The organism is Parerythrobacter aestuarii (genome assembly GCF_030140925.1).
GTDB lineage: Bacteria > Pseudomonadota > Alphaproteobacteria > Sphingomonadales > Sphingomonadaceae > Parerythrobacter > Parerythrobacter aestuarii.
Map to the genome: position 1 here is coordinate 2,546,168 of NZ_JARBWD010000001.1, position 26,840 is coordinate 2,573,007.

Here is a 26,840-nt window from a genome sequence, read left to right on the forward strand (position 1 = left end):
GGAGAAGCTCCTTGCCCGGCCTGCTTGGAGCCTTCGCACCGGCGACGGCTGGAAGCGGCTAGTCGCTTCTGCAGTCGCCAACCAATATCTCGAGTTGAAAAGAAGGGGTGCGCGGCTGCACATCGTCACCGTGCGGTTCGAGGCCATCGGCAGCGAGATTCGTGAGGAAAGCTGAAGCAGGGGCAAGGGCCGGTAAGCCGACCCTCGGTTCAACCCGCCTCGCGCCCTTCGCCAGCACCTGCTTGTCGGTCCAGCCACTCCAGCTCTTCCAGCAACGTCGGTGTTACTTCACGATGCGCGTTGCGTCCGATGAACAGGTCCATGTGGCCGTAGCCGGGAATGATCCGCTGACGATAGAGTTCATTGCCATTGTGCTGTGACAACCAGGCGCGCGTGCGCTGCCCGCTCTCGGGATAGAAAATCTGGTTGGTCGCGCCTGAGAGGAAACTGATCGGCAGTGCAAGGCGACGTGCCGAATCTTCATCCGTGTAGATTGGCTTGCCATCGACATCGACGACCAGACCCTTGTGCATGATCGCCGCCAATTGTTCGAACGGGGTGAGCGATACCCGGCTGAACATGCTGCCAAGCGCCAGGTGCGTGTCATGGCCGAGCTGGCGATGGTCCCAGCTAGGGCCGAAGGTTCCGAAAACCCGGCGGCAGGTCGGGTTCTTGCACGCCTGCCCCTCCGGAACCGGGATCTGGTACGCAACCGCGTCGATCTCGTAATCCTGTTCACTGCCCTGGCTGACGAAATCCATGTGGCCGTCGAGCAGCGATATCTGCCCCAGCACACCGGCGACACCGAGATCGGCCTTCATGTAGTTGAGCCAGTCGGTAACGGGATGGAGGGTCAGCTGCGAACTGATGAGCGAGCGAACATGGCTGACCCAGCCCTTGCCGATCCCCATCAGCAGACTCATGGAACCAACGCAGTGCGCCAGTGCCTGGACGCTGTCTGCGCCAGTAACTTCGCGGATTTTTGCGATTGCAGCGGGCCAATCGTGCCTGGCAATATCATCGATGGTGAACTCCGGCGGAGTTTCAGTGTCATTGCCGGAATCCGCACTGGCGCGATAGTCGAACAGCCAAACGTCATAGCCTTGGGCCACAAGGCTCTCAGCCAGGTTCTCATCCACAGTGGGCGTAGCGAAGCTGGAAGCGCGCACGGAGAACCCGGGTGCCAACACCAGCGGGCCACGCGCTCCGCCGCGATAGCGGGTGAGACCGATGTTCACGCCGTCACCTGACGGCACGATGTAGCGCTCAGCTGGCGGCAGCCTCAGGTCGCGCAGCTTAAGCGCCTCCGCATCCTTGCTCGCGAAGTCGTTCAACGTCGCCAGCATCCCGCCATACGAGCGGAACACGGTCATCGCGAAGAATCCCGCGTATTTCGCCATGAAGTAGGTCTCGATGGCCTTCTTCGCGCGCGGGATCAGCTCAACGACATGGCCCACGAGCGTCCCTGCATCATGGACCGTGATAGTGGTCAGCTGTCGCATGAACTCCGCAATGCCGAGCTTGAGCACGCCGCGGCCGATCAAATCTCCGGCCCCATCCTCGCCATGGCGTAGCGTGACGAACAGTGTAGTGAGATCGGTCCACGGATCGGACGCAGCCTTGCCTTGCGCGCGCTGCTCGAGCGTCTTGAAGCCATGGAAATGGATCGGACCGTCGGGGCCCTCCAGCACCATGTCGTAGAGCATCTTCCAGCTTTCCGCCTTGTCAGGATTGGCGACCAGCAAGCGGAAGGTGCCTTCGCGTACGGGCATTGGTTCGGGCGCAATCGCGCTGACTAGCACCTCGCCGGTGATCTGCGAGCGGTGCTCGGGATCGTCGACCATGCGGTGGATATTGTCGGTCGCAACCGTCAGCCTGAAGCTGCAAGCGCTTTCTTCGGCCTGCCCCCATGCCGCACCATTGACGAAGTCATCGCGGATGCGCTCAACATGACCGCAAGGGCGATGGTGACAGCCGGTGGCGCTGATGTGGCCGGCCATGGTCTCAGTGAACGCCATGCCCGGGCTCATGGCTTCGGGATGATCCTTCACCAGCTGGCGAATAGCCGCCTTGCCTTTATCGATTGCCCCGGTTTCAAAATGCCGTGCCGCGTTGGTCACCGCGTCCGCAACAGGCTCGATGGCATGCCCACCGACCCATTTGGCGATTGCCAGTTTCAGGGTCTCGCGATGGGGAAGCGGTTGCGGTTCCTCAGCCGCCTGCTCGTCTGCGGGCATTTCCTGCGGCAGCGGCGCTTCCTCACCGAGCGTGTAGTCGATGCTCCAGCCTTCGCGGTGGGCCAGTTTCTCGACAGCACGTTCTGCGACAGCTGTGATCGTCAGCAGCGGGTTGACGCCGACTGCACCGGGCAGCGCCGCGCCGTCGCAGACATAGAGGCCCGGATGCACATCGGTGCCGCTAGTGCCGGCAAAGACCCGGCAGCTGTCATCGACCACGCCGGACGATGCGTCATCGCCCATCCCGCAGCCGCCGATCGGGTGAACGGTGATCAGCTTTTTGCCCATGGAATCCGACCACAGCGGGTCTGAGAAATACTGTGCCTCGATCGCCTCCGCCGCTGCGCGCATCTTGTCGTCGTCGCGGCGGAAAGTACGCTGTTCGCCCGCACGCGCCCAGTGAATTGCGAGCCGGTCATCCTCGAGTGCCAACAGGCCGCCCGAGTCGTCGACACTCATGACAAGGTAAGTCTGCGTGCGCGCCATCGGGCCTTTGTAAGCCCACTCGGCAATGCTGCCGGGATCGGTCTGAACGGCTTCGCCCATCGCCTTGGCATCGAGCAACCGCGGCTTGACCTGATCGAAACCGAAGCGGGTGAAGCCGTCGGCCATCGCCTCCCCGAAGAAGAATGCCGGACCGAGACCGGCAGCGATAATGCCAGGTGCCACGCCTTCCTCGATCACCAGCCCCTTGGTCGGGTCCGCGTCATCGCGCATGTCGATGACGCCGGTGATGCAGGGGCCGGGATAGGCCTCCCCGGCAACATCGTTTGCGCCGACACCGACGGCATAGATCGGGCCAGCGGTGACATCGTCGCCGTTCTTAGCCGCCTTGAAGTAGCTGTCATAGGCGAAACCGAGCGCATCGCCATTGCCGGAGAATTGCGTGCCCAGCCGGTCGGACAGCAGCAGGCCCTTCTCGCGCGAACGCAGCAGGATTTCCGTCGAACCGAGCGCGCCTGCACCCAGCACGACGTGATCGGCAGTAATGGCGACCGGCGCACTGTCTGCGTCTGCCGCATTGTGCTGGACGTGAACACGCCAGACATCACCAGCCCGCTCGACCCACAGCACCTTGGCCTGCGTGAAGATCTCAGCGCCATGGTTGGCCGCGTCGGGCAGGTAATTCATGAGCGTAGTGTTCTTCGCGCCGACATTGCAGCCCGAGGTACAGTCACCGCAATTGGTGCAGGCCGGTTGCGGGACGCCGAACTTGTTGGTCTTGTCCTCGAAGGTGACGTTGATCGGGGTCTTGTAGAAGCGCTTGCCCATCGCGTTCGCCGAATGCTCGAGCGCTTCGAGCTTGCCGAGCGACGGGTAGCTGTCGGGATAGGGATTGGGCGCAAGCATCTCTCGCGCGCGCTCGTAATAGGTGTCGATGGCGTGCGGATCGTCGCGGAAGGCGGCTGGCCAATGGGCCTGGTCGAGCAGGCGCTTGTCGAGCTCCAGCGCGACGTTGGCGTTGATCAGCGAGGTCCCGCCCAGTCCGCAGCCGACCAGTGCCCACTGATCGTCGTTCACATGCACTTCGAACAGCGCGTCTGGCGCACCAATCCGTCCGCCTTTGACATTGAACTGCATCGCGCCCTGCGCATCGGCGAGCTTGTTGGGATATTCGCCAGGGAGGATTTCCTTGCCGCGTTCAAGCACGCATACATCCTGCCCTGCCCGCGCCAGCCGTGAAGCCGCTACGCCGGCACCATACCCAGAACCGACGACGAGCACGGTGTAATGCGGTTTCACCTCATCGAGGTTGCGGGCAATCCGTCTCTGTAAAGTCATTCTGCTGCCTCCCGCAGCTCTGCATCGGAGCGTTCGAGCTCTTCGCGGACACGCTTGTTGGCTTCTTCGAGGATGCGGCCATGGACGATGCGCGAGAAATCGGCCCAATGGTGCGACGCGTGCTCCACCGCCTCGGCCGTCTCATCGACCAGCCGGTTCACACGGCCGCTGCCCTCGACGCGGACCGGGGACATGGTGCCATCGGTCGGATCGTTGAACAGCCGCAGCGAGGCGACTTCCAATTCCTCGGAAACGAGCATGGCGGCGCACCCTTGCACCGGCATCAGGGTTGGTTCGTCCAGCACCCAGCCGCCAGTGTTGAAGATGCCAACCGGGACTCGGTAGCCATCAACCAGAAGTTCGTCCTGGAACGGCTTGTGGGTGTGTCCGAAGATGAATGACAGCTCGCGCGGCATGTCAGCCAGCTCGCGCTGCAACTCTTTCGCAAGTGGCATGCCAAGATACCAGCCCAGGTCCTCGATCTCCGCTTCGCCCAGCACGTGGCCATAACCATCGCGTTGACGCTCCGCCGCGCGGCCGGCAGTCAGGTCGACGGCGGCGCGGATGAGGTTGTCGAGCGTGACCCCGTATTTGAGCTCCATCTTCGGATTGATGCCGAGTTTTGAGCGCAGCCCACCGGTGACCCGGCGTGCGATGCTTTCGGCAAAGTCATGACTTGCGCCGGCGCTCAGCATCACTTCGTAAAGCGAGCCGGCCTCGCCGCCGATCTCGCCGGCACTGCCGAGGTCCGACCACAGGAAATCGATCCATGGCCCGTTCTCCTGCTCGAGTTGGCGCATGGTTGCAGGCATGGCGTCACCATCGCCAAGGAAGCCGCGCATGTTCGACAACGCGCGGTACGTGCCATCGAGGTAGTGACCGTGGTGCATGACCACGGCACGGCCTGATGACGCGTCAGAGAGACCCCAGTTCGGGTAAGCAATCCGCACCATTGCGCCCTGCAGGTGCGGCCTGTGCGCAATCAGCGATTCCATCAAACGGCAGCGATGCGACGGCGTACCGAAAATGGGAGTGACCGCTTCGAGGTCTTTTGGGAGCTCCCCGCTCTCCAGCGCCAGGACAAAGCAATGGTCCTGCGCCATGCGCCACAGGTGATGATCATGATTGCCCGCGACATAGATGATTTCCCGATCGAACAGGTCCTCGCCGCCAGCAGGGAAGAAAGCGTCCAGCAGCTGCAGGAAGCTCTTCGAAACGTCTCCGAAAGGCGACAGGCCAAGGTCCAGCGCATCGCCCAGCAGCACCAGCTGCGGTTTGTGCTGGTCACGGAGAGTCTCACGCAGACCATTGGCAAAGGCTGCCAGCACTTCGGACGGCCCTTCGGCGATGGCACCATCGCCATGGACATGGGTCAGCAGGCTGTCGCGTGCGCCGAGATGGAGGTCCGACAAGACGACGTGGCGAATGCTCATGAGAAATCCTCCAGGCATGCATAGAAGGCATCGCGAACCAATTTTTCGCGCGGATCGTCCCACTTTCCGGTGCCGAGTTTGTTTGTGATCCAGGCGTAGGCGACGCTGTCTTGCGGGTCGCAAAAGGCCAGCGATCCGCCGACGGCGAAGCTACCGAACGCACTGGAGGTGCGGGCGTATTCCCACTCGCTGAAAGGCTTCTCGAAGCCGTACGAGTAATACATGTTTGCAGTCAGGACCTGGTCCTTCAGTCCCTTGCGCGGGTAGCGGTGACCTTGCGTGAGCAAGGACATGACTTCAGGCGTGACCCCAAGTTTCTCGCCTCCCTCGGCAAAGGCATTGTAAAGTGCCGCCAGCCCGCGTGCCGAAGCCATACCGCCTGCCGCACCCTGTCCGATGCGCCAGAACTCGTCGCAATCGAGCGCACCCGGCCCTTCCAGGATCAGCGGATTATTGAGCGTGCGGAAAGCGAGCGTGCCAGGGAGGCACATCTCGAATGTCAGGGGCCACGGCATGGTTGTATGGTGGATGAAAAGATCCTGCATTCCGAACCCATCGATCCGCGCGATCCGGTCGCGTTCGAAAGTGTCAGGCAAGCCGAGATATACGTCGACACCCAACGGACCGGCGATTTCTTCGGCAAAGAATTGCGGCAAGCGCCGTCCATACGGGTCGCGGCGATGGATCAACTCGCTTGCGATCCAGCCAAGGGTATAGGCGTGGTTGCCCGAGTGGTCGCCCGGAACCCAGTTCGGCTTCTGCCGGGCAATGGCTGCGCAGATCGCCTTTTCATCGCCCAAGGTCTCAAGAGAGAGCTTGAAGTCAATCGCCGCAAGACCGGCCTGCTCAGACAGCGCCTCACCAACCGTGACGGAACCTTTTCCGTGTGCAGCAAATTCGGGCCAGATATCGGCCACCGGCTCGTCATAGGCGAAAAGCCCGCGCGAAACGGCAACTGCGGATGCTATCCCGGTCAGGCCCTTCGTCAACGAATAGACCAACGTGATATCGTCGGCCGCCCACGCGGACTCGTGCGAACGGTCTTTCCAACCACCGTGCAGGTCGACCACCGTCTCGCCCCGATGCATGATCGTACATGCCGCGCCGAGTGCTGCGCCGGATTGGATGGCTGCTGAAAACGCATGCGCAACCGGTTCGAAGCCTTCGGCAACGGCCCCCCTGGTCCAAGAGCCTCGATCGACCGTTTGGCGCACCGCCGGTTGGCCCGAACTCTTCGATGGCTGCATGGTTTGACCCCTTCCTGCGCGCCGACAAGCCACGCGCTTTCCCGGAGGAAGGACTACGCAAGAATGGTTAATTGCCAGTTAGGCTTCAAAGAAAGGGGTAGGATATTCTTCCCGGAGGGAGACCAAGATGCCCATTTTTACTTAGGGTCTCGAGCTGAATAGTACTTTTGCGTCAGCCGAGCCGGGATCGGACCGGCAGGAATGGCCATGGGAACTCGCGCAGCGGAAAGGTCTCGCAACCCGGAAAAATCAGGCTGTAGTTCTAGGCGGCAAGTGTGCCCGAAATGCGTCTGCTTCCTGTTTGATTGCCCACGCATACATGTCGGCGAGAAGAGCCGCCTGCGGCTTTGACAGGTCGATCGTCAGGAGGTGGTTCTCGTCGGCGGTCAGATAGTTCGGGAAATGGGCCAGCGGTTCGTGCCCATCGATACCTTCATAAACCTTCTGCTGCATGTCACCGCTGAGTTGGTCGATCCAATTGGTAACCGGGGCCGTATAGACCCAAAGAATCTCAACGTCCCAGCCGCCATCGATACCGAACCAGCCATTTTTCTGCACCGCCAGCTTCTGCGCAAACATCGCCAGGCCTCGCCCGCGCTGGGCCTCTATCCAGCCCCTGAGCAATGGCTTGTATTCCGAACTCTTGAAGACCTGGTTGTTGGGCATTCCCTTGTTTTTCAGCCCGAACAGCGGCGTGACGTCGGAATTGTCCATCACGATGTCCCAGCTATCCGGCAGCGGATCCTCGGAATCTACGAACACGACGATCTTTTCGACTTTCCGCTGGAGCATTGCCATCAGCCCGAAGTTCTCCAGGTTTCCGCCATCGGTGAAGCGTAACTGCCTGGACTTGGCTGCGCTTTGTGCTGCGTCACTGACGGCCCAATATTCTTCTTTGGGGATCACCGATGCCACATCATATTTGGCTGCATCATAGCCGAATGCGGCACTGCTGATGCCGCTTGCATGCCAGATTGCAAACGGTCTTTCCGGCGCTGGCATGGGCAGCCAAGAACCGGCTGCGGCATTGGGTCCGGTCGATCCGAAAGCGAAGCTGTCGAGAAAGCCTCCGCCGGTATTCTGTCTCAGCTTCTTGCACAGGACTCTGGTCGTCAGCTGGAGAGGCCACGCATTACCGACATAGCCCGGGGTGAACTGGACCAGCACCCGTTGGACCTTGTGCAAGACGCGAACCGGCCATTCGAGAGTTCCGTTCACGACGAGATAGGGGCGCCCGGGCCGCGGAGTATGAAAATCGTCCTCGGACAGCTGGCCATTGTGCGCCAGAATCCCGGCCACCGCTGATGGACTTGCAGCCATGAATTTCTCTTCGCCGAGGCCGAAAGGTTCGTAGAAGACTTCGCGCACCGTGCTGATCCAAGCCATGTCTGCAGGACCGCATTCTACATTCTTCCAGAATACATCGGCAAAACTGACGGATGCACGGTGCACCAGCTGTTTGTCGTCGAGTGTATCGCCCCACTCGTCGATGGAGAGGTCCCCACGTTCGGAATCGCTGACATGTGGCCCAAGGAATTCATCATCGGATCGGTCACCAGGCAGGAAAGTGTAGGCTCCAGACGCCCAGGACCCGCCGGAGACGCATGAAATGTAACGGGCGTTGTTGACCAGACCGAGCTGCGTCAGCGCGCGAAGCTGGCCCGCGGTTGATGCCAGTGCACGATTCCCACCTCCCGAGAAGCAGATGGCGCAGTTGGCCCGACCGGCGATGTCAGGGTCCCGTTGTTCAGGAAAGGTCGGGTCGGATGCGGGGGTTGCATGGACATTCGCCTTGATCGCTGTGCCAGTCATCCGACCCTCCTCTAGCTTCAATAGCCCGGCCCGGTGTGCAGGTCGCTCGGCAAGGCTCGGAAGCAATCGTAATTGTATCGACGATCATCTTCCGTCTCCGTCCATTTCGCGTTGAGCGCATGGAGATCGGCCTGAAGCATTTCAAATGCCTCGCGCATCTTGTGGACGTAACGCTCATCCACCCCGTCAATGAGATAGTCGAAATCCTGCAAGAGCAGGGTGAACCGCGCTGCACCGGTGGCAAGCGCGACACAGGCAAGCGATCGCCATTCGTCCACGCCTGGCGCGTTTCCGTCGCGCGGAACCTGCGTGCTGCTGATCCGAGGATCGAGCGCAGCGCGCACACCCGTGGTGCCATAAACCTGATGGCGGATCACCAGATGGTGAATGGTATCGGAAAGGAACCGCGCCGCGCCACCTTTCGTCTCAAGCCGGTGATAGCGTTCTGGCAATCCCTTCGGAATGAGCGCTTCCAGCTGGCGATAAAACTGCTGCAAATAGATATCGCCCCGTACCGCCCCGTCATCTGCATAGACGGCATCGACGATGCGTTTGGCATAGCTGGTCCAGATACGGTTATAGTCGAGCTCCCATTCGACGCAGGTTCCCTTCAGTAAAATTTCCTCGCCGCTTTCGTCGCGATAGGACATTGCCGCCTTGCGGGCGTCGAAGTCTTCGTCCTCGCCATAGTCGAAATCGCGATAAACCTCGTTCAAGTGATCGATCAGGCTGTCTTGGGTCGTGGCGAAGATCTGGTCGAAAACGGCCCCTTCCTGGACAAGGTGCTCGGTGGTCAGCTCTTCGGCAAGCTCATGCGCGAAGAGGTGCAGGTAGAGCACGGTTCGGAAGGGGTGGTTCCACTGCCCCTCTGCATCGAACGCATTGTGCAAGGAGGTCTCGACCAGATTGTAGGTCATGTGGATCTCGCCGAGATGTTTCCCGCAGATCACAGCATAGTACATCGAGGCGAGTATTCGGCTCTCGGCCAGCCGGAAGACCGGATCACCCGGATCGGGCGGGAGCTGCTCGCTGGTTGCCGGCGCAACAACCGATATCAACTTGAGCATGCCGGACCGGGGATCGGCCTGGAAGAACGCTTTCCCGCCATAACGATGGTAGTCCGGCTTGGTCTCGAATTTTTCCAGATAGGTAAAATCGGAAACCAAGACGCCCTCACCCATGCCGCTGGCGGGCTTGGCGAAGGGCGAAGCGACCCCGAATTGTGTGAGATAGGCCAGTAGCTGGCCTTCTTTGTAAGCTGCGACTGCCGGCTCGGGAGTCCTGAGCAGGTTCTTCTGCGGCAGTTGCGCCCCGAAGATGGTCCATTTGAACATCCCCGGCCAGAACTCGGCACCATCGCTCCAGGGCTGGAGCCGCGGCTTTTGCGCCAATGGAACGGTCACGTCAGCCTGCGGGTAGACATGATCGAGCACCGCGATCATGGCAAAAGCGCCTTTGACCCGCTTCAGTACCTTCTTGAAGATCGTCACATTGCCTTCGAGCGATTCCGGCGAGGGAATGCTCAACGGTTCCGACAGGTCTTGCGGGTGCTGCAGGAAATAGGGGCGATATTTGAGCTTCTTCGGCGCGCCCTCACGACCGTAGAGCTCGCTTAGGTTCCGTGGGTTGGCGAAGCGAGGCTGGCTGACCAGCAGGAAATAGATTGGCGACCAGATCAGGTTGCTCACCACCGAGCGCATCACGGCATAGCTGGCCGGGAACGCCCGTGCTGCTGCCATCAGCCCGAAGAGGAAAGTCGCGACCAGTGCCCATTTGATCAGCGATCCGGCCGGCACTGCGATCGCCACTGAGTCCGAAAAGCCCGGCTGGACGTCGGTCACGTTCCGGATAGCGAAGTATAGCATCAGGCCAGACAACGTCGCGAGCACATGGAAGCCGGTGCTGCGCAGCGGAGTGGCCGTACCGATTGTCAGCGCTGCCAGCTGAAGCACGCCCTGCCCGATCAGGAACAGCGCCACATGCGGTGCCGGGACAACCACGCCCATAACCAGGACAATGACGATCTGTATGACCTGCAACCCCAGCAGCATGAGCGGAACCTGCGGGGCGCTGCCGAAGAAGAGGCCATAGGCCAGCACCGCCATCATCAGCACTGCCACGAACAGTAGGCCTGCACGCAGGCTGGGGTCGGGAATGGCCATGCAGACGATGAAGAAGAAGATGGTCGACACCACTGGAGCGAGGTTTAGCAAGCGGATGCTGACTACAAAGCGGGTCAGCTTGGTCCGGGCTTGCTGAAACGGTGTGCCGGCCAGAAGAAGTCCCAGTTCGAACAGGAATCCCAGCCCTGCCCCGAAAATCGTGAAGGCAAAGGGCAACCATGTCCACACTGCAAGACTTCCCGAAGCCTCGGGCGGGCGCAGGAAATCCCACGAAACCAGTATCGTCGACGGATCTCGCAGATGCTGCATCAGAACATAGGAAAGTACCGTCATGAACGCCAGGCTTGCTATCGATAGCAAGGATCCCAGGATCGAATAATCGGGCGCGACAGGCGGATCGAACTTTCGTTCGAATGCATATTCAATATCGACGACTCCGTCCCTGCCTTCGTCCATGATCTACCCCCTATTCCCCGGGCCGAAACTCTACTGTTCGACTCTTGGGGATGATGTAAACTGTAGTGACGCAGAAGTATTTGCCAATAGGGCAAAGATTTTATCGGATCACACTCCCGGAATATTTCCGGATTTCAATGCGAAGATGCCTTGTTCAGAGCACGCATACAGGAACCGGTCCCACAGTGAGGGGCTTCACCTGGACAGGAGTCGGCATGGCAGCCTTCAGAGCGTGTACGTCGGCTCTACTTCAGAGCGCCCCTTAACCTGGATGTCCGCCAACTTGCGGAAATCGAGGGAAGGCACCGCGGCCACCGTTGCTTGGCCGACCAGCATGTCGACAGCATGATCCTTGCATTGTCCCTCGAGACGCGAGGCAAGGTTTACTGCATCGCCAAGCACGGAGTAATCGAACCTGCGGTCAGATCCCATATTGCCGACTACGCAGGTGCCGGTGTTGATGCCGATGCCAATCCGGATCGCTGGAATGGCTACCCCTTGCGGTGCCAGGGCCTGGATATTGCGGTTGATCCCGTTCATCGCGGCCTGCATTTCCTGCGCCGCTTTGACCGCATGCAAGGCGTGGTCGGGATCGTCGAGCGGCGCGTTCCAGAATGCCATCACGCAATCACCCATATATTTGTCAATCGTCCCGCCGTGCTTGAGGATGATGTTGGAAAGCGGGGTCAGGACCGCATTGATCATCCGCGTAAGGGCTTGCGGATCGTCCTGCATCGTTTCCGAAATCGCCGTGAAGCCGCGAATGTCGGAGAACAGGATGGTCAGTTCGCGGCTCTCGCCGCCAAGATTCAGCAGCGCCGGATTGTCAGCGATTTTCTGGACCATCTCAGGAGCCAGGTATTGCCCGAAGGCTTGCTGGACTTCGCGGCGGCGGCGTTGTTCCGCTGCAAAATCGCGAATGGCAATGGCTACCACGCCCAGCGTGAGCGCCACAGCCGGCGCGAGTGGCGCGATCCAAATCCTTCCATAGCGAAGCGCGAGCCAACTCCCGGCAGCAAAGCCCATGAGCGCGACAATCAGCAAGGCCGTTTTTCGCGCCGGTGAGGTCGGCCTGGAGATGGCCATGGCCAATGCTCCGCTCAGCACTATCAGCAGCAATGTCGCCCAGTGCTCTATCGGTGAGATCGGCAACCCAGTCCTCAAGTTGTCGTAGATGGTAGCCTGCACTTCGACGCCTGGTGACAACTGCCCCGTCCGCAGGGTGTAGGCCGTTTCAAATGCATCCACCCCACCCGCTGAGACATCGGCATTGGCCTGCAAGGCGAAGCCGACCAGCACGACCTGGTCCTCGAAATAGCCCGGCGGCAGGTAACCTTGGGCATCGAGCGCCTGATAGTAAGAGACGGTTGGATAGCTGCCCGCTGGCCCGAAGTACTGGATCAGCTGCTGCGTTTCAGCGACAGCTACTTTCTCGCCGCGGGTGACCTCCAGCAATCGCGCCATGAAACTGTCTGGATAGCGCGGCATGGTTCGCAGCACGCCGTCGCTGCCCAGCGACAGGCTCGCAACGCCTGCCTTTGCCCCGCCCGCGAGCAATTCAGGCATTGGCTCGGTCCGTACCAACATACTGCCGTAGGGGCGATCGATCAGACTTTCGTCAGCCGCAAGCACCACGTCCTGCCCCATCGCCGCAACCAGTGCGGCATCCTCATCAGCATCGGTCGGCTCGGCAAACAGCACATCGAAAGCGACGGCCTTGGCACCGGCGGCACGCAGGTTTTCTGCCAGCTCGGCATGGACCGACCTGGGCCAAGGCCACTGCAGCCCTATGACATCCATGCTTGGTTCGTCGATCACCACCAATGTAACACCTGGCTCGTCGGGTATCGCCGGGGCCACAGTTGAGAGGAAGTCAAAGCTCCTGCCATCGAAGTCGCGCAGCAGTGCAGTCTGACCGAGAAGGCCAGCCAGCAAAGCAGCGGCTACGGCCAGTACCAGGGCCGAGAGGCCACCTCTGCTCGCCGGGCCGGGCACCTAGAACCGAACTCCGGCACCGGCGAGCACCGTTATCCCGGGCGCCGCCACGCCAGTGGCAGAGTTATACCGCTTGTCGAGCAAGTTGAGCAGCGACAGGCTCAGCACAAATCGGCGATCCATCGGCTCCCATTCCAGCTGGGCATCGACCAACGCCACATCCTCCAGCGGCGCCCGTAAGTCGTCGGTCTGGTCGCCAATGTAGCTGCCTGACAGCGTCACCTTGAGCCGCGTCGGAGCCGGCAAGCTCCAGACCAGCGAAGCGCGACCGAAATGCCCAGGAACGAACGGCAATTGGTCTCCCCGCTGGTAGCGGCACAGGAATGTCGGATCGAGGTCCGGGGTGGAACAACCGAAGGACGGACCGATCGCCTGGCTGACGTTCGCGCCCGAGATGAAGCTCCCATCAATGCTGCTGTCAGTATAGGCATAGGAAAAGCGCAACCCGACATTACCGCCCAGCCAAACATTGGCCTGCGCGCTGATCCGGCGCAGCGATACGGGAAACCCTTCGACGTCCACCGGCAGGTCAGGCAACTGATAGAACACCGCTTCCAGGTCCAGGTCCTGATACTCGACGCTGGTGAAGAGGCGCCCCGACCATTCGGCGTCCCACCGCAGGATCACTGCATCGACACTGGACTGGCGATAGGAAGGCACCGACAGTGGCTGCAGGCCTACCGCTGCCACCGGGCGGAAGCTGAAATCGAACAAGCCACGGCGCTGGCGGATCACGCTGGCGCGTAGCCATTGCCCCGCTGCTGGTTCCCACGACACGCCCATCCGCCAGTTGAAGGGATAGTCGGTTACCCCGATGATGGTGCGGGCGATGATTTCGGCCTGTCCTTGCAGCACCACCGCCTCAACCGGCTGGTAACGCAAATCGAGATAGGCGCGACCTTCGGAGGCATTGTCTTCAAAATCCCATAGCGCGGGGCGGACCGGATCGATTTGTCCGGACGCATAGTCATACCGGTTCGCCTGCAACCGGCTGCGCACATCGCTCCACTCCACGCCGATGCGAAGATCCAGTGTGTCGCCGATGCCCTTGGCGTAGCCCAGCCCGAGGTAAGTGAAAGCATCGCGTTGGCGGGCAAGTCGGTCAGCGAACAACTGCAAGCTGCTGATGTCGATTGTGTCGGTTCGCGAGCTGGCCTTGCCGATTCCGCCTGACACCGTGAGCATGTCGCGATAGCCCAACTCGTGGGTGTAGAGACCGAACAGGAAATTGTCGTCGCGCCTGCCGGTCTGCTCGAGCTCGAACGGATCATTCGCCAGTGCCAGCATGTCGCTTTCCGACAAGTTGGTGCGACGGTTCCATTCGCCACTGAAGACCAGGCTATCGGCCGGGGTCAGCTCCACCCCGAGATAGCCGGCAATTGACCAATCTTCGCCTCCGCGCCTCCGGGAGAACGGGCTCAGGTCCGGGCGGCGACGATGATCGGTGTAGTCCCTGTAGTTGCCCCGGAGCCAGATTGCGGTCGGCACCGGCGCATCGAAAATTGTGTCCAGCCCGCCTTTGACGGTGCGCTCGTCGCGCAGGTCTTCCTTCAGCCACGACACACCAAGGTTGGGCTCGAAGAAATTGCCGTTGTCGAACCGCAGGCGGCGGCCTGAACTGGCTACGCTGAGCGGATCGAGCGCAACGCCTTGCAGGAAGCTAGACTCCCGATCGAAATTGCGCGCCCGCTGGGCGTCGAAGCTGCCGTCCGGATTCCGGATCAGGAACGGCCCCGGCGTCTGGTTCAAGGCCTGGTCGAAATAGCTCGACGGCGTGAAACTGTCGAACACGCGGTCGGCATAATATCGGCCCCATCCTTCGAGGTCGAGGAAACGGAAAGCCTGCGAAACAAGACTGCCGGTTTGGCGGTTTTCCGACAGGTTGACATACTCGCCGCCCCGCGCGCGATAGCGGGCCAGCGCCTCGCGAGCATTGGTAATCGCGGCGTCACCATCGAAGTCTTGCAGGGCCACCGCAGTCCGGGCGAGCGGCATGGCGGGGTTGGCCGGATCGAGCCGGTCGGCCGTGTCGAACTGCTGCTCGGCAATGCCGGTCTCGCCGAGCTCATATTGCACCTGCGCCAGGGACAGGAAGCCTGCGCCATAGTCAGGGTTGCGAGCCGACGCAGCCAGCGAGGCTTGCAGCGCCAATTCCAGCACGTCCTTGCGCGCCCAATACTGGGCCAATGCCGCTCCGGCCAGCGGGTTGCCCGGGTCGATTTCCAGCGCGGTTTCGATGGCTATCTTGGCATCTTCCAGCCGGTTTTGAGCCAGCAGCACCTGCGCGCGCAGGCTGACGAGCTCGGCGTCGTCGGGGCGGACGGCCAGACCGTGCTCGACCAGCCGCGCAGCCTCCAATGTACCGCCGATCGCGATCCAGTTTCTTGCCTGCGCTGTCAGCGCGCTAACATTGTCCGGGTCAGCTTCAAGGATTGGAGACAGCCGGTCACGCGCAGCCTTGGGACTGCCGCGATAGTCGCGCAGGAGGTCGGCTGAGAGAATGGCAAGGCCGGTGTTGTCGGGAAACAGGCGTAGCCCGGCATCGACGGTCGCCAACGCAGCATCGGGTTCGCCCAGCAGGGCTTCGATCTGAGCCTTTGCCTGATAAAGCGATGGCGCTTCGGGGAAAGCCGCCTGCCCTCTTGCGGCCAGCTCCAGCGCACTGCGCAGGTCACCGTCATATGCAGCAACCAGGGCCTGCGCGACATAGCCAGCGGCCCCGTCGGTGCTGTGAAGTCGATCCGGTGCCTCACCATGCTGCACCAGCGCAACATAACGACCGTACTGCCCGGCGGCGCGGTCTTGCGGGTCACTCGACGCGGCAAGCCTTGCGAAGGCCTGTTCAGCGCCAACCCAGTCGCGCCGGGCCAGCAATGCCCGGCCTTCGGCGAAGGCGGGCGCGTCGCTGGCGAGAATGTCCAGTCCGTCGCCTACGTCGACGAAGTAGAGCATTTGTTCGCGCCCTGCAGGGTTGGCTAGCACAGTCCTCGTGGGTGCCTGCCCGCGCCGGGCCGTGGCTGCCTGCCCCGCTTCGACCAGCAAGGAGCCAGCGTCGTTGGCAAATTCGACCGCGCCGGAAAATACCTGCAACCGGCTAAGGTCCTCGCCCGCCTCGATCGCCCATTCGGTGCCCCTGATGGCTGCGGTCGCGGAGGGAGTTTCGACCGACAGCTTGGTGCGGCTGCGAGGGCTCCGGCCCCATGCCTTGCCACGTTGCAGGGAAACTGCGGAGGGACCGCCTTTCGCAACACGCTTCACCACCAACGTCGAATTGCGCCCGAGCCTGATCTGAGTACCGTCGGCAAAGACGATCGCCAAAGTTCCTGACGCATTGGTGCGCAGGACATCGCCAGCCTTCAGGTCCTGGCTGGCAACAGCCCTTTGCCATGTTCGGCGAGGCACAAGGGTGGCCTGTTCCCCGCCCTTGGCAGCGGTTATCTCGCCTGAGATTTCGCCACTTCGCTGCAGAACTTGCGCGCCCGCCGGCGCGTAAGGAAAGGCTTGTGTCAGCGCGCACAAGAGCAAGATGCCTCTAAGTCGGGCCAGTTTGATCCTCCCCCTTGGCTGGCGCACCCTTCCCATCCGCCTTGGATCGATAGCACAGCAAATGCAACGGCGACCTGTGGAGCCAATGTGCACCAAACAGGCCTCTGGAATGACAACCGATGACCCGCTGCACGGGTGGATGGACAGCAGGTTTCGGTGTTGCGCTGGCGCACGCTGCCAGATCGGGAACCTGCTTGAGCGGCTCGGCAGACGTCGCCGGGACTTCGTTATGTAATAAGTCTTTATCTATATTTTTCCGTGGCTTACTTTGACACCGTCGTCGACATTGACGAGCGGTAGGAAAAAATTCACTTCTGAATAGGGAGAATAATGTCGAGTCATTCTTGGCTCGAGCACACAGGAGGGCAGGCTGTGTCTAGGTACCATTCAATCGACCCCTACGTGAAGAAGGCAGAGGATGCGCAGCGCTTGTTGCGCACTCTCTCAACCGAGATGCCGGAGGGCTGGAAGAAGGATTATGCGGGCGTCCGCAACGAGTATCGCCAGGCGATGGAAGATGCTGCGCGACAGGCGGCCCTGGAAATCAACCAGACCGATCCCGAGGTGATCGAGCAGTTCAAGAAGCTTCGCGACGACCTGTTTTCATCGCTGTCGAACCATCAGGCCCGTTGGCCGGTGCTTCTGCTAAGCGAACAACGTTCGGTTGAGTATCGCCAGTCGGTGCAAGCCTTTGAAGCGAAACACTCGGAATTTGTCCGCTTCATGCGGCAGAGCACCTGAGCTACTGCGGCAGCTTGCGACCACATGTGTCGCAGCCTGTCGTGATCGAAAGTGCAACCGGCATTGACAGCACAAGCGGGCTGAAGAGTGCAATAAATACCCGCTTATCGGGGTGTTTGAGGGGGTTTTCCGCGTTTCACCCCTGGTACCGAACTCCCCTCTTGGTTAATTCCATCCTGCCAACTCCCGTTCGATTGTCCAAGTCGAATGTTGACATTGCCATTACGCGATTCAGCGGAACGAGTCATTTTCACCAAAGTAGGGGGACGCTGCCCAGACCAGCCCCGCACGTAAATGTGTGGAGTTGCAGTCGCGACGGCTTGCGAGGTCCGTGTCGCATGCGCAGGCACGGCTCCGGCAAGCATCACGGTTTGCCAGGCAGTCGAAGCGGAGCCTCCCTGCCGCGTGGGGGATGATGGGGCCGCAGAGCCTCCTTCCTGCCACAGGAATTGGAATTGCACTCAAGGTTCGATTTGAGGGAGTGGATTATGAATCGAGTAGGGATTTTGTCGCGAGCGACTGCGGGTTGCGCGCTTGCGGCTCTGGCCATGGGTTTGTCGAGCCAGGCGTCCGCCCAGGACGCCGGCGCGAGCGAAGGCGATGGCGCTCGCGCCAATGACAACGTCATCGTGGTGACGGCCAACAAGCGAGAGCAGAACCTGCAGGATGTATCGGCCGCCATCAGCGCTGTTGGCGCGGAATCGCTGGCCGATAACCAGATTACCACGCTGGAAGATCTCCAGGTGGCGGTCCCGTCGCTGACGATCGGCAATGATTTCGCCTTTGCCAAGCTCTACATCCGCGGCATCGGCCTCAACTCCTCGCTGCCCGGCCTCGATCCCTCTGTAGCGTTGCATGTCGACGGTGCCGTCGTTGCCCAGCCCACCCAGCAGTTCGCCTCGCTGTATGACCTTGAGCGGGTCGAAGTGCTGCGCGGCCCGCAAGGCACGCTCTACGGTCGCAACGCCACGGGCGGTTCGATCAACCTGATCACCGCCAAGCCGACGACCTCTTTCGAAGGCTTTACGCGCCTCACCGTTGGCGGCGATGATCTCAACTTCATTGCCGAAGGCGCAATCTCGGGTCCGTTGACCAACAACATCCAGGCCCGTTTCGCCTTCCGCCACCAGAACCGTGACGGCTTCGGGGTCCATACCGCCAGTGGCGAGGACGTCGACGATGCCAACAAGTTCGGCATCCGCGGGCAAATCAATGTCGATTTCTCCGACCGTGTCTCCAACCTGATCTCGGTCGAGTACTACAAGGAAAACGAGCGGTCCAAGGCCGTCAAGTTCCTCGGCCGCAGCTTCTCCGCGCAAACCATCGCTGCGCTTCCGGCGCAGATCGCCGCGCTGGGTCTTGGCGATTCCAACAACAATGGCATCAACGACGGCGATGAACTGCTGGCCCAGATTCCCAACCTCGTGTCGCTGGCCGGTCCGGATGCCCTTATCAATTCGCGCAATGTGGGCGGCGATGTGCCACCGGTTGGCGATCTCAAGACGCTGAGCGTGACCAACACCTTCCAGGCTGAACTCAGCAGCGTGCTGACCTTCCGCTCGATTACCAACTATCGCGAGGGTGAGAGTTACCTGCTGCAGGACTTCGATGTTTCGAACCTGCGCAACGGCATCGTCAATGCCAATCCGTCAACTGTGCAGGTGCAGTATGTCGACAACAGCCAGTTTTCTCAGGAACTACAGCTGGTGGTCGACGGCAGCCGTCTGCGCGGCCTGATCGGGGGGTTCTATTTCGAGGACGATGTCTTTGCGATCGTACCGATTGGTACAGATCCGGCTGCAGCGTTCAGCCGTCGCAGCGAACTGGCCTCCGTGCTCGCTACTCCCAATCCGGGTCCAGCACCGGCAGTCGTCCCGTCGATTGCATCGTTCTTCCCCGATGCGCGCGTCATCATCCCGGGCAACATGGATATCGAAGCCTGGGCGCTGTTCGCCAACTTCACTTTCGATGTGACGGACAATTTCCGCATCAAGGCCGGGGCGCGCTATTCGCATGAAAGCCGCTCGGTCGTGGTAGACCAGCTGCTGCCGGGCGCAGGGCCGGGCTTGCAGCTCGCCACCGGTGCCGACAGCCGCAGCTTCTCCGACTTCACGCCGGAGATCGGGGTCGAGCTCGATATCGGCGATACGCTTCTCTACGCGACCTATTCCGAAGGCTTCAAATCGGGGTCGGCAGCGCTGGTTGACGGAACGCCGTTCATTACGGAGCCGGAAACCATCTCAAACTGGGAAGCGGGTTTCAAGGGCACCTATTTCAATGGTGCGCTCGACTTCGCGCTGGCGGCCTTCATCTACCAGGTCGATGGCGCGCAGTTTGACCGTACCCGCCTCATTTCCGGTGGCCCGCGCTTCAGCACCAGCGTCGAGAACGCCGCTGTCACCAACGGCAAGGGGCTTGAGTTCGAAGGCACGGCCTATCTCACCGACGAGTTCCGGTTCGCCTTCAACGGCACCTGGTACGACATCGAGTTCGATACGTTCGAAACGGACAACCCGCTCGATCCGTTGGGCGCGCTGGAAGGCCTCGCCGGCTTCACGCCGCGCACGGTGGACCTGTCGGGCAACCGTCCGCGCAACACGCCGGAGTACTCGCTGGCCGGGCGCTTCACCTATGACAAGGACCTGGCGAGCGGCGGTAACATCCTTGCCTCGATTGCCTATGCCCTCACCGGCAACCAGTTCTACACCGAGTTCAACGATCCGCGCATGGCGGCTGGTTCCTACGGGATCCTGGATGCCAATCTGAAGTACACCTTCCCGGACGAGAACCTGAGTGTGAACATCTGGGGCAAGAACCTGACCAACGAGTTTGTCGTGTCCGGGGCCTTCGCGGTCTCCACTAGCCGTACGATCACGGGGACGTACCTGCCGCCGCGCCAGTATGGTGTGACGGTAGCCTACGAATTCTGATCACGGTCCCAGACAGGGCGCGACCCCCGGCGAGCTGATCTCCCAACTCGCCGGGGGTTTTCTATTGTGCCGTCAGGCTGCCTGCTGTTTCGAGTGGCGTAGCGATCGCCGCCAGCTGTCCGGCGACTGGCCGCACTTGCGAGAGAAGAAACGACTGAAATAGGCCGGGTCCGGAATGCCGATCGCTTCGCCGATTTCAGCGATGGTTTCAGCCGAATAGGCCAGCAGTCTTTGTGCTTCGAGAATGGCGCGCTGATCGCGAATTTCCGTCGGCGTATGGCCCGCTGCCGCGCAAGCCTCGCGCAGGGTCGTCACACTTACCGCCAGCTCCCTGGCATAGGCTTCGATCGGCTCACGCAAGCGGAAGCGTTGCTCTATCAACTGGCGATAGCGCGCGACGAGCCCAAGCTGGCGCATGGATTGCGGTTCCTGTTGGGTCAGATGATGGACCTGCCGGGTAGCGTGGACCAAGACCATCAGCAATGCCGCCTCTACTGCGGCGGATTGTCCAACTCCTGCCCAGGAAAGCTCTTCGAGCATCGACCCCATGACTTCAGCCATTTCCGCACAATCGGCAGGGGCCAGCCTGATCGATCGTGGTTCGTCGAACAGTGTCTGGAATTCCGGATAGCGCGCGACCAGTTGGAGCAAATGGACATCGGCGATGGTCATCACCATGCCATCGGAATTGGCCAGCCAGTCAAAGCCATGGACTACGCGTGCCGGTACGAGCAGCAAGCGTGGTGCACGAAATTCGATCAGTTCACTTTCATAACGGATGGTGCCGCCGCCCTCAGTGATGAGAATCACATGGTTGAGATCTGCATGCTTGTGCGGGGAAATGCTCCACCCGCTCGGCTTCGACCTGCACGCCAGGCTCTCGATATGAACGAAGTCCGGGTCCGCTGATTTAAGCGGTTCCCCATACAGGAAGAAAATTGGCAGAGGGCTTTCAGACATGGTTATAGCCTGACTAAGACCGTTGAAAAATACAAGTCAATTGTTGGGATGACCATTTCGGCACAAAACTGATGTGGCCTAAATGTACCGGAAGATAGGGAGAGAACTTCCATGAAAACGCAGGTCGCCATCATCGGTGCGGGACCTTCCGGACTGCTGCTTGGGCATCTCCTCCGTGCCGCCGGAATCGATGTGGTCATTATCGAACGTGTCAGCGCAGACTACGTGCTGGGGCGCATTCGCGCGGGTGTGCTGGAACGGACCACAGTCGAACTGGTCGAACGCCTCGGCCTAGACTGGCGGCTGAAGTCCGAAGGACTGGAGCACGGCGGCTTCAACCTTGCCGATGGCGAGCGCCTCATTCGGATAGATTTGCAGGATCTCGTCGGCACGACGGTGACAGTCTATGGCCAGACGGAGCTGACCCGCGACCTGATGGAAGCTGCGCCAGAGCGCGGCCTGGAAATCATCTACGAAGCCAGCGATGTCGCGATCCACGATCACAACAGCGATACCCCCAGCGTCACATTTAGCACCGGGGATGGTACCGAGCAGAAGATCGAAGCCGAAATCGTTTGCGGTTGCGACGGATTCCACGGGCCATCGCGGCGCTCGATCAGCGCCGGGGCAGGTAAGACTTACGAACGGGTCTATCCCTTTGGCTGGCTCGGCATCCTGTCGGATGTACCGCCCTGCCATGAGGAATTGATCTACGCCAACCACGAAAATGGCTTTGCGCTGGCATCCATGCGCTCCGAGACCCGCAGCCGCTACTACATCCAGGTTCCGGTGGACGAGGACATCAACGATTGGTCGGATGATCGCTTCTGGGATGAGCTGGCGCTGCGCCTTGGGCCCGGCCCGGCAGAAACACTGGTGCGCGGTCCATCAATCGAGAAATCCATCGCACCGCTTCGCTCGTTCGTGTTCGAGCCGATGCGCGAGGGGCGCTTGCTGCTTGTCGGTGACAGTGCCCATATCGTCCCGCCCACGGGTGCCAAAGGCCTGAACCTCGCGGCGAGCGACGTGCACTACGCTTCGGCCGCGTTGGTTGCCTATTTCAACAAGGGCGACAATGACGCCATCGCGGGCTATTCTGCCAAGGCCCTGGCGCGCGTCTGGAAGGCTGAACGCTTCAGCTGGTCGCTGACCAAGCTCATGCACCGCTTCCCCGATGACAGCCCGTTCGAACGCGAGATGCAGCGGGCCGAACTGGACTACATCGCCAACAGCCGAGCGGCACAGATGTCCATTGCCGAAAACTATATCGGCCTGCCGGTATGACGCGCACAACGGCCGCAATCGCTCGCCGCATCTATAGGGATGGCCGGTCATGAGCGTCGCCGGCAACCCGTTGGAACAGCGCCCGATGACCGGGCGACAATGGGTCATCGTGGCCATCATGGTCAGCCTGCTGGCGCTCGACGGTTTTGATGTCCTCTCGATCAGCTTCGCCTCGCCAGGCATTGCCGCAGACTGGGGTATCGACCGGGCTGCACTGGGCTTCATCCTGTCCATGGAGCTCGTCGGGATGGCATTCGGTTCGATCCTGTTCGGCAGGATCGCTGACCGGATTGGGCGCCGCGCAACGATCCTCGCCTGCCTCGCTGTCATGGCCGGCGGCATGTTCGGGGCATCGTCTGCAACGGGCCCGACGGTTTTGTCTGGGTGGAGGGTGTTCACGGGCCTCGGGCTCGGCGGCATGCTCGCCGCGACGAACGCAGCCACTGCGGAAATTGCCAACGCCCGATATCGCGCGTTCTGCGTGGTCCTGATGGCCGGGGGCTATCCGCTCGGCAATATCGTCGGCGGCTCGGTTTCGGCATGGCTGTTGACGGAATTTTCGTGGCACGCCATTTTCATCTTCGGCGGTGCGATTGCCCTGCTCTTCATCCCCATTGTCTGGTTCATGGTTCCGGAGTCGATCTCCTTCCTTGCTTCGCGGGGAGGTGCCGAAACGCTGGGCCGGGTGAACCGGGTCCTGCACCGGCTCGGACAACCGGCAGTCGATAATATTGCGGCTGCTCCGCAAGCAAAGGCAAGCATGGGAGCACTCCTGTCGTCAGAATACTGGCGACGAACGATCCTGCTGACAGTCGCATACTTCGCACATTTCATGACCTTCTACTTCATCCTCAAATGGATCCCGAAGATCGTGGCCGACATGGGCTTTGAGCCCTCGATGGCAGCCGGGGTTCTCGTTTCAGCAAGTGTAGGCGGAGCGCTCGGTTGCGGTGTGATCGGCTTGCTCAGTTTGCGGTTGCGCGTCGGTTGGCTCACCATAGGCACGATGCTGCTTTCGGCTGTCGCAGTGTTTATCTTCGGTCGCAGCAACAGCCACCTGCAAACGCTGTCGATGATCGCAGCGGCAGCGGGCTTCTTCACCAATGCAGGAGTTGTCGGTCTCTACGCCATTGTTGCGCAATCCTTCCCTACCCGCTTGCGGGCCACGGCCACAGGGTTCGTGATCGGATTCGGACGCGGGGGATCCGCCTTGGCCCCGTTCCTGGCCGGAGTCCTGTTCGCAGCTGGCTTTGCCCTGGGCACCGTTGCACTTCTCATGGCGCTTGGCTCGCTCCTGGCTGCAGCTGCACTGTTGTTTTCCGGACGCTTGTCAGGAGGCGCGGAGGTGTGACCACGCTCATTTTGCCGACATAACCATTACGGGTCGCACCGATCGCAAATGACTTGTTTTGGGAGGATCAGTCGATGGTAAAAGGGGATGAGGACAAGTTCCTCAGGCAGCTGCCGGACAGCTGCGCAGAGGTATCGCTGGGGGCATCGAATATCGGCGGGGTCATCAAGGATGTCCTCGATTCCAGCCGGAAACTGAGGGCCGAGCACGACGCTATCCTTGACACGGTCAAGGCGCTGGATGTTGACCAGCAACGCTCGGTCCAGGCCAACGAAGAGGCGCGCGAGATTTCACAGAGCGCCATTGACCGGCTGAACGAGGGCAAACGACAGATTATCGTTTCCCTGTCCGAGATCACCGAATTGCTGGCCGTGGTCGAGGCTCTTGCAGCGCATGTGACCGGTTTCTCTGCCGCCATGGCACAAGTCGGCAAGAGTGCCGCCGATATCGAGGATATTGCCGAAACAACCAACATCCTCGCTCTCAATGCCACCATCGAAGCACAACACGCCGGAGAGCATGGCCGGGCATTTGCCGTAGTGGCAGACGAAGTGAAAGCCCTGTCCGGCGAAACCCGATCGGCAACGGACCAGATCCGGCAAACCCTGGACGCGTTGAAGGGTGAAGCAGACGCCGTTGTCGCCCGCATCGAGGAAGGAAACCGGGCCAGCGAAGCGGCCAAGAATTCCGTCGACCGGATCGAAGAGACGATCAGCAATGTCAGCGCTCTGGTAGGTGAAGTGAACGAACAAAACCGCCAGATCGGTTCCGTCAATGACATGATTTCGTCGCACATTGGTGAAGTCGTCGATGTGCTCGGACATTTTGCAGAAGCGACCGTTGCCAGCGATGCAGAACTGTCGAGCGCGCAAGACCAGGTTGAAGCGCTGGAACTGACGGCGTGTGACATGTTCGATGTGCTGGTAAAGGCAGGCCTCTCTCCATCGGACAGCGAAATGGCCACGCAGGCCAGGCACGCCTGCGCCGAAATTGTCAGCGTGACAGAAGCCGCATTGGCCGATGGCACGCTCACAGAGAGTGAACTGTTTGATGAAACCTACATCCCGGTAGAGGGAAGCAATCCGCCGAGGTTCACGACCAAGCTGATGCCTTGGGCGCAGACGGCATGGCGCCCGATGCTGGATCGGGTGTGCGATTCGGACGCTCGCGTCGTTGCAGCGGTTTGCCTCGACAAGAACGGTTTCTTGCCTACGCACATGACGGAATCCTCGCGTGAACCGACAGGGGACCCAGGCCATGACGGCAAATATTGTCGTCACGGGCGACTCTATGAAACCCCCCTCAATGCGAAAGCAGCGCAAAGCACCGATGATTATATGATGGCAGTCTACAGGTTCGAAGGCAGAGGCTCTGCCTACAGCGTCGTCAGAAGCGTCTACTGCCCAATCGTCATCGCCGGTAAACGGTGGGGGGGGTTCAGGATTTCCTATGCATCGTGACTAAGGCCTGACCGCCTTCCGTGAACGGGGATCGCAATCCGATCGACGCACTCATGAGGAGCTGCCGATTATCACCATTGGCGGTTTTGCCGACGAATGCGCGCCCCTGTTCGGACATCAATATCGCCCTTCGAGCATCGCCGAAATCTTCCCCGGCGATCATACGGCAGCACTGAATCGCCGCTCCGCAGGATCGCGGTAGCTATCGATCAGAGCAGCGATCGTCCGTGTGTAGGGCAGTCCTTCCGCTGCAATTGTCAGCACGTCGCCCTCCAGCCTGGCGAGCCCACGAGCTATGAAGGGAGCCAAAGGGCAGGCGATGCTACCGGCGATGTGTGCCGGAAGGCGAACGCTACCAAAGCATAGAAGGTCTTCGATTGCCTTGCCTCGCTCACGATCATCGATGGAACGATGAAGCCCTGCGGATGTTGCGAATGCCCCCCGTGAGGTCTTCATGCGATAACGACCGCTGTTTTTCTCGTTCTGCGCCAACAGCGCTGGAAAGCTGCTGATCGCCGAACTGCCAAGACCGATCAGGTTAACCGCCGTGTCGTCAGTAAAGCCCTGGAAATTGCGGTGGAGCGTACCCTGCACCACCGATTGGGCCAGCGGGTCATCAAGGCGCGCAAAATGGTCGAAGCCAACTGGCTGGTAGCCCTGGCCGGCGAAAAAGTCATAGCCCAGCTCCGCCATGGCGAAGCGCTCATGCTGGTCGGGCAGAGCTGTGGTATCGATCACGCGCTGGCGCGGAACGATATGCGGTACATGCGCATAGCCGAACAGTGCGACGCGATCTGCACCGAGCGCCAAGGTCCGCACAAGGGTGTCCAGCAGGTCGATCCGCTCTTGCCCGGGCAGGCCATACATCAGGTCGAAATTGATCGAGCTCACCCCCGCGCTGCGCAGCCAGGCGGTGGTCTGTGCGATCAGCTGCTCAGGTTGTTCGCGTCCAATGGCGGACTGGCACTGTGGAGCGAAGGTCTGAACCCCCATACTGGCGCGCTGTACTCCCACTTCGCCGAGTGCATCTGCCCAACCTGCAGTCATCGTGCGCGGATCGAGTTCGATCGACCAGACCGGGTCATCCAGCTCGAAACGGCGAAAGATCTGCGCTACCAGTGCGCGGAAATCATCAGGGGTAATCGCATTCGGACTGCCTCCGCCAAATGACACGCGACGCACCTTCGTGCCGTGCGGCAGCGAAGCCGCGACGGATGCAATCTCCATGGTGAGTGACGCGAGATAACTTTCCAGGCGAGCGCGACGGTTGGCCTTGCCCGTGTTGCACCCGCAGTAGAAACAGATTTTCTCGCAAAAAGGGATATGGAGGTAGAGCGAGACTTCGCCCTCGACGCTTTCCAGGGCCGAGCGATAGCTAGCCGCTGGGAGCTCGCCGAATTCGGCGGCGGTGGGATAGCTGGTATAGCGCGGAACAGGCTTTGCCAGCAGGTCTGGATAGTAATGCCACATGCCGTTTCATCTC

At 60.7% G+C, this 26,840-nt stretch carries 14 protein-coding genes; 5 read left to right on the plus strand and 9 right to left on the minus strand.

The window, feature by feature from the left end:
• Positions 1-209 precede the first annotated feature (209 nt).
• From QPW08_RS12480 to QPW08_RS12510, 7 genes are all read right to left on the minus strand, one after another.
• Positions 210-4,019 (minus strand): alpha/beta fold hydrolase, encoded by a 3,810-nt coding sequence (locus tag QPW08_RS12480; protein ID WP_284126139.1) that lies wholly within the window; start codon positions 4,017-4,019, stop codon positions 210-212.
• The gene (locus QPW08_RS12485) at positions 4,016-5,452 is read right to left on the minus strand and encodes a metallophosphoesterase (RefSeq protein WP_284126140.1); all 1,437 of its coding nucleotides are present in this window, start codon (positions 5,450-5,452) and stop codon (positions 4,016-4,018) included. Before QPW08_RS12485 ends, QPW08_RS12480 begins: the two co-directional genes overlap by 4 nt.
• Complete coding sequence (locus QPW08_RS12490) at positions 5,449-6,699, minus strand: serine hydrolase domain-containing protein (protein WP_284126141.1); 1,251 nt, start codon at positions 6,697-6,699, stop codon at positions 5,449-5,451. The genes QPW08_RS12485 and QPW08_RS12490 overlap by 4 nt, the downstream gene beginning before the upstream one ends.
• 249 nt (positions 6,700-6,948) lie before the next feature.
• Entirely contained in the window at positions 6,949-8,511 is a 1,563-nt protein-coding gene (locus tag QPW08_RS12495; RefSeq protein ID WP_284126142.1) for a patatin-like phospholipase domain-containing protein, read from the minus strand.
• A 17-nt stretch (positions 8,512-8,528) separates the two neighbouring features.
• Positions 8,529-11,090 (minus strand): hypothetical protein, encoded by a 2,562-nt coding sequence (locus QPW08_RS12500; protein WP_284126143.1) that lies wholly within the window; start codon positions 11,088-11,090, stop codon positions 8,529-8,531.
• A gap of 225 nt (positions 11,091-11,315) precedes the next feature.
• Positions 11,316-13,025 (minus strand): CHASE2 domain-containing protein, encoded by a 1,710-nt coding sequence (locus QPW08_RS12505; protein ID WP_284126144.1) that lies wholly within the window; start codon positions 13,023-13,025, stop codon positions 11,316-11,318.
• Positions 13,026-13,085: 60 nt separating this feature from the next.
• Positions 13,086-16,487: a FecR domain-containing protein gene (locus QPW08_RS12510; RefSeq protein WP_284126145.1), complete on the minus strand. Its 3,402-nt coding sequence runs from the start codon at positions 16,485-16,487 to the stop codon at positions 13,086-13,088.
• 546 nt (positions 16,488-17,033) lie between these two features.
• On the opposite strand from QPW08_RS12510, the gene QPW08_RS12515 reads away from it, so the two are divergent.
• Together QPW08_RS12515 and QPW08_RS12520 are read left to right on the plus strand one after the other, a co-directional pair.
• Positions 17,034-17,372: a hypothetical protein gene (locus QPW08_RS12515; protein ID WP_284126146.1), complete on the plus strand. Its 339-nt coding sequence runs from the start codon at positions 17,034-17,036 to the stop codon at positions 17,370-17,372.
• Between the two features lie 548 nt (positions 17,373-17,920).
• Positions 17,921-20,302: a TonB-dependent receptor gene (locus tag QPW08_RS12520; RefSeq protein WP_284126147.1), complete on the plus strand. Its 2,382-nt coding sequence runs from the start codon at positions 17,921-17,923 to the stop codon at positions 20,300-20,302.
• 72 nt (positions 20,303-20,374) lie between these two features.
• On the opposite strand, the gene QPW08_RS12525 is transcribed toward QPW08_RS12520, so the two are convergent.
• Positions 20,375-21,112, minus strand: coding sequence for a helix-turn-helix domain-containing protein (locus QPW08_RS12525; RefSeq protein ID WP_284126148.1), 738 nt, complete (start codon positions 21,110-21,112; stop codon positions 20,375-20,377).
• A 261-nt stretch (positions 21,113-21,373) separates the two neighbouring features.
• Here QPW08_RS12525 and pobA point away from each other — a divergent pair, with 261 nt between their 5' ends.
• The 3 genes from pobA to QPW08_RS12540 all read left to right on the plus strand — a co-directional run bounded on the left by pobA (position 21,374) and on the right by QPW08_RS12540 (position 25,357).
• Positions 21,374-22,546 carry a 4-hydroxybenzoate 3-monooxygenase gene (gene pobA, locus QPW08_RS12530; protein ID WP_284126149.1) on the plus strand — a complete coding sequence of 391 codons (1,173 nt, stop codon included), beginning with the start codon at positions 21,374-21,376 and terminating at the stop codon, positions 22,544-22,546.
• 49 nt (positions 22,547-22,595) lie between these two features.
• On the plus strand, positions 22,596-23,897 hold the full coding sequence (locus QPW08_RS12535) for an MFS transporter (RefSeq protein ID WP_284126150.1): 1,302 nt from the start codon (positions 22,596-22,598) through the stop codon (positions 23,895-23,897).
• A 74-nt stretch (positions 23,898-23,971) separates the two neighbouring features.
• Positions 23,972-25,357 (plus strand): methyl-accepting chemotaxis protein, encoded by a 1,386-nt coding sequence (locus QPW08_RS12540; protein WP_284126151.1) that lies wholly within the window; start codon positions 23,972-23,974, stop codon positions 25,355-25,357.
• A 159-nt stretch (positions 25,358-25,516) separates the two neighbouring features.
• On the opposite strand, the gene QPW08_RS12545 is transcribed toward QPW08_RS12540, so the two are convergent.
• The gene (locus QPW08_RS12545; RefSeq protein WP_284126152.1) at positions 25,517-26,827 is read right to left on the minus strand and encodes a radical SAM protein; all 1,311 of its coding nucleotides are present in this window, start codon (positions 26,825-26,827) and stop codon (positions 25,517-25,519) included.
• Positions 26,828-26,840 lie beyond the last annotated feature (13 nt).

Bases quoted from the DNA above. Each gene is read 5' to 3' on its own strand.
- pobA (WP_284126149.1), top strand. From the start codon at position 21,374: ATGAAAACGCAGGTCGCCATCATCGGTGCGGGACCTTCCGGACTGCTG.
- QPW08_RS12500 (WP_284126143.1), bottom strand. From the start codon at position 11,090: ATGGACGAAGGCAGGGACGGAGTCGTCGATATTGAATATGCATTCGAA.
- QPW08_RS12490 (WP_284126141.1), bottom strand. From the start codon at position 6,699: ATGCAGCCATCGAAGAGTTCGGGCCAACCGGCGGTGCGCCAAACGGTC.
- QPW08_RS12495 (WP_284126142.1), bottom strand. From the start codon at position 8,511: ATGACTGGCACAGCGATCAAGGCGAATGTCCATGCAACCCCCGCATCC.
- QPW08_RS12520 (WP_284126147.1), top strand. From the start codon at position 17,921: ATGGGTTTGTCGAGCCAGGCGTCCGCCCAGGACGCCGGCGCGAGCGAA.
- QPW08_RS12485 (WP_284126140.1), bottom strand. From the start codon at position 5,452: ATGAGCATTCGCCACGTCGTCTTGTCGGACCTCCATCTCGGCGCACGC.
- QPW08_RS12545 (WP_284126152.1), bottom strand. From the start codon at position 26,827: ATGTGGCATTACTATCCAGACCTGCTGGCAAAGCCTGTTCCGCGCTAT.
- QPW08_RS12540 (WP_284126151.1), top strand. From the start codon at position 23,972: ATGGTAAAAGGGGATGAGGACAAGTTCCTCAGGCAGCTGCCGGACAGC.
- QPW08_RS12480 (WP_284126139.1), bottom strand. From the start codon at position 4,019: ATGACTTTACAGAGACGGATTGCCCGCAACCTCGATGAGGTGAAACCG.
- QPW08_RS12535 (WP_284126150.1), top strand. From the start codon at position 22,596: ATGAGCGTCGCCGGCAACCCGTTGGAACAGCGCCCGATGACCGGGCGA.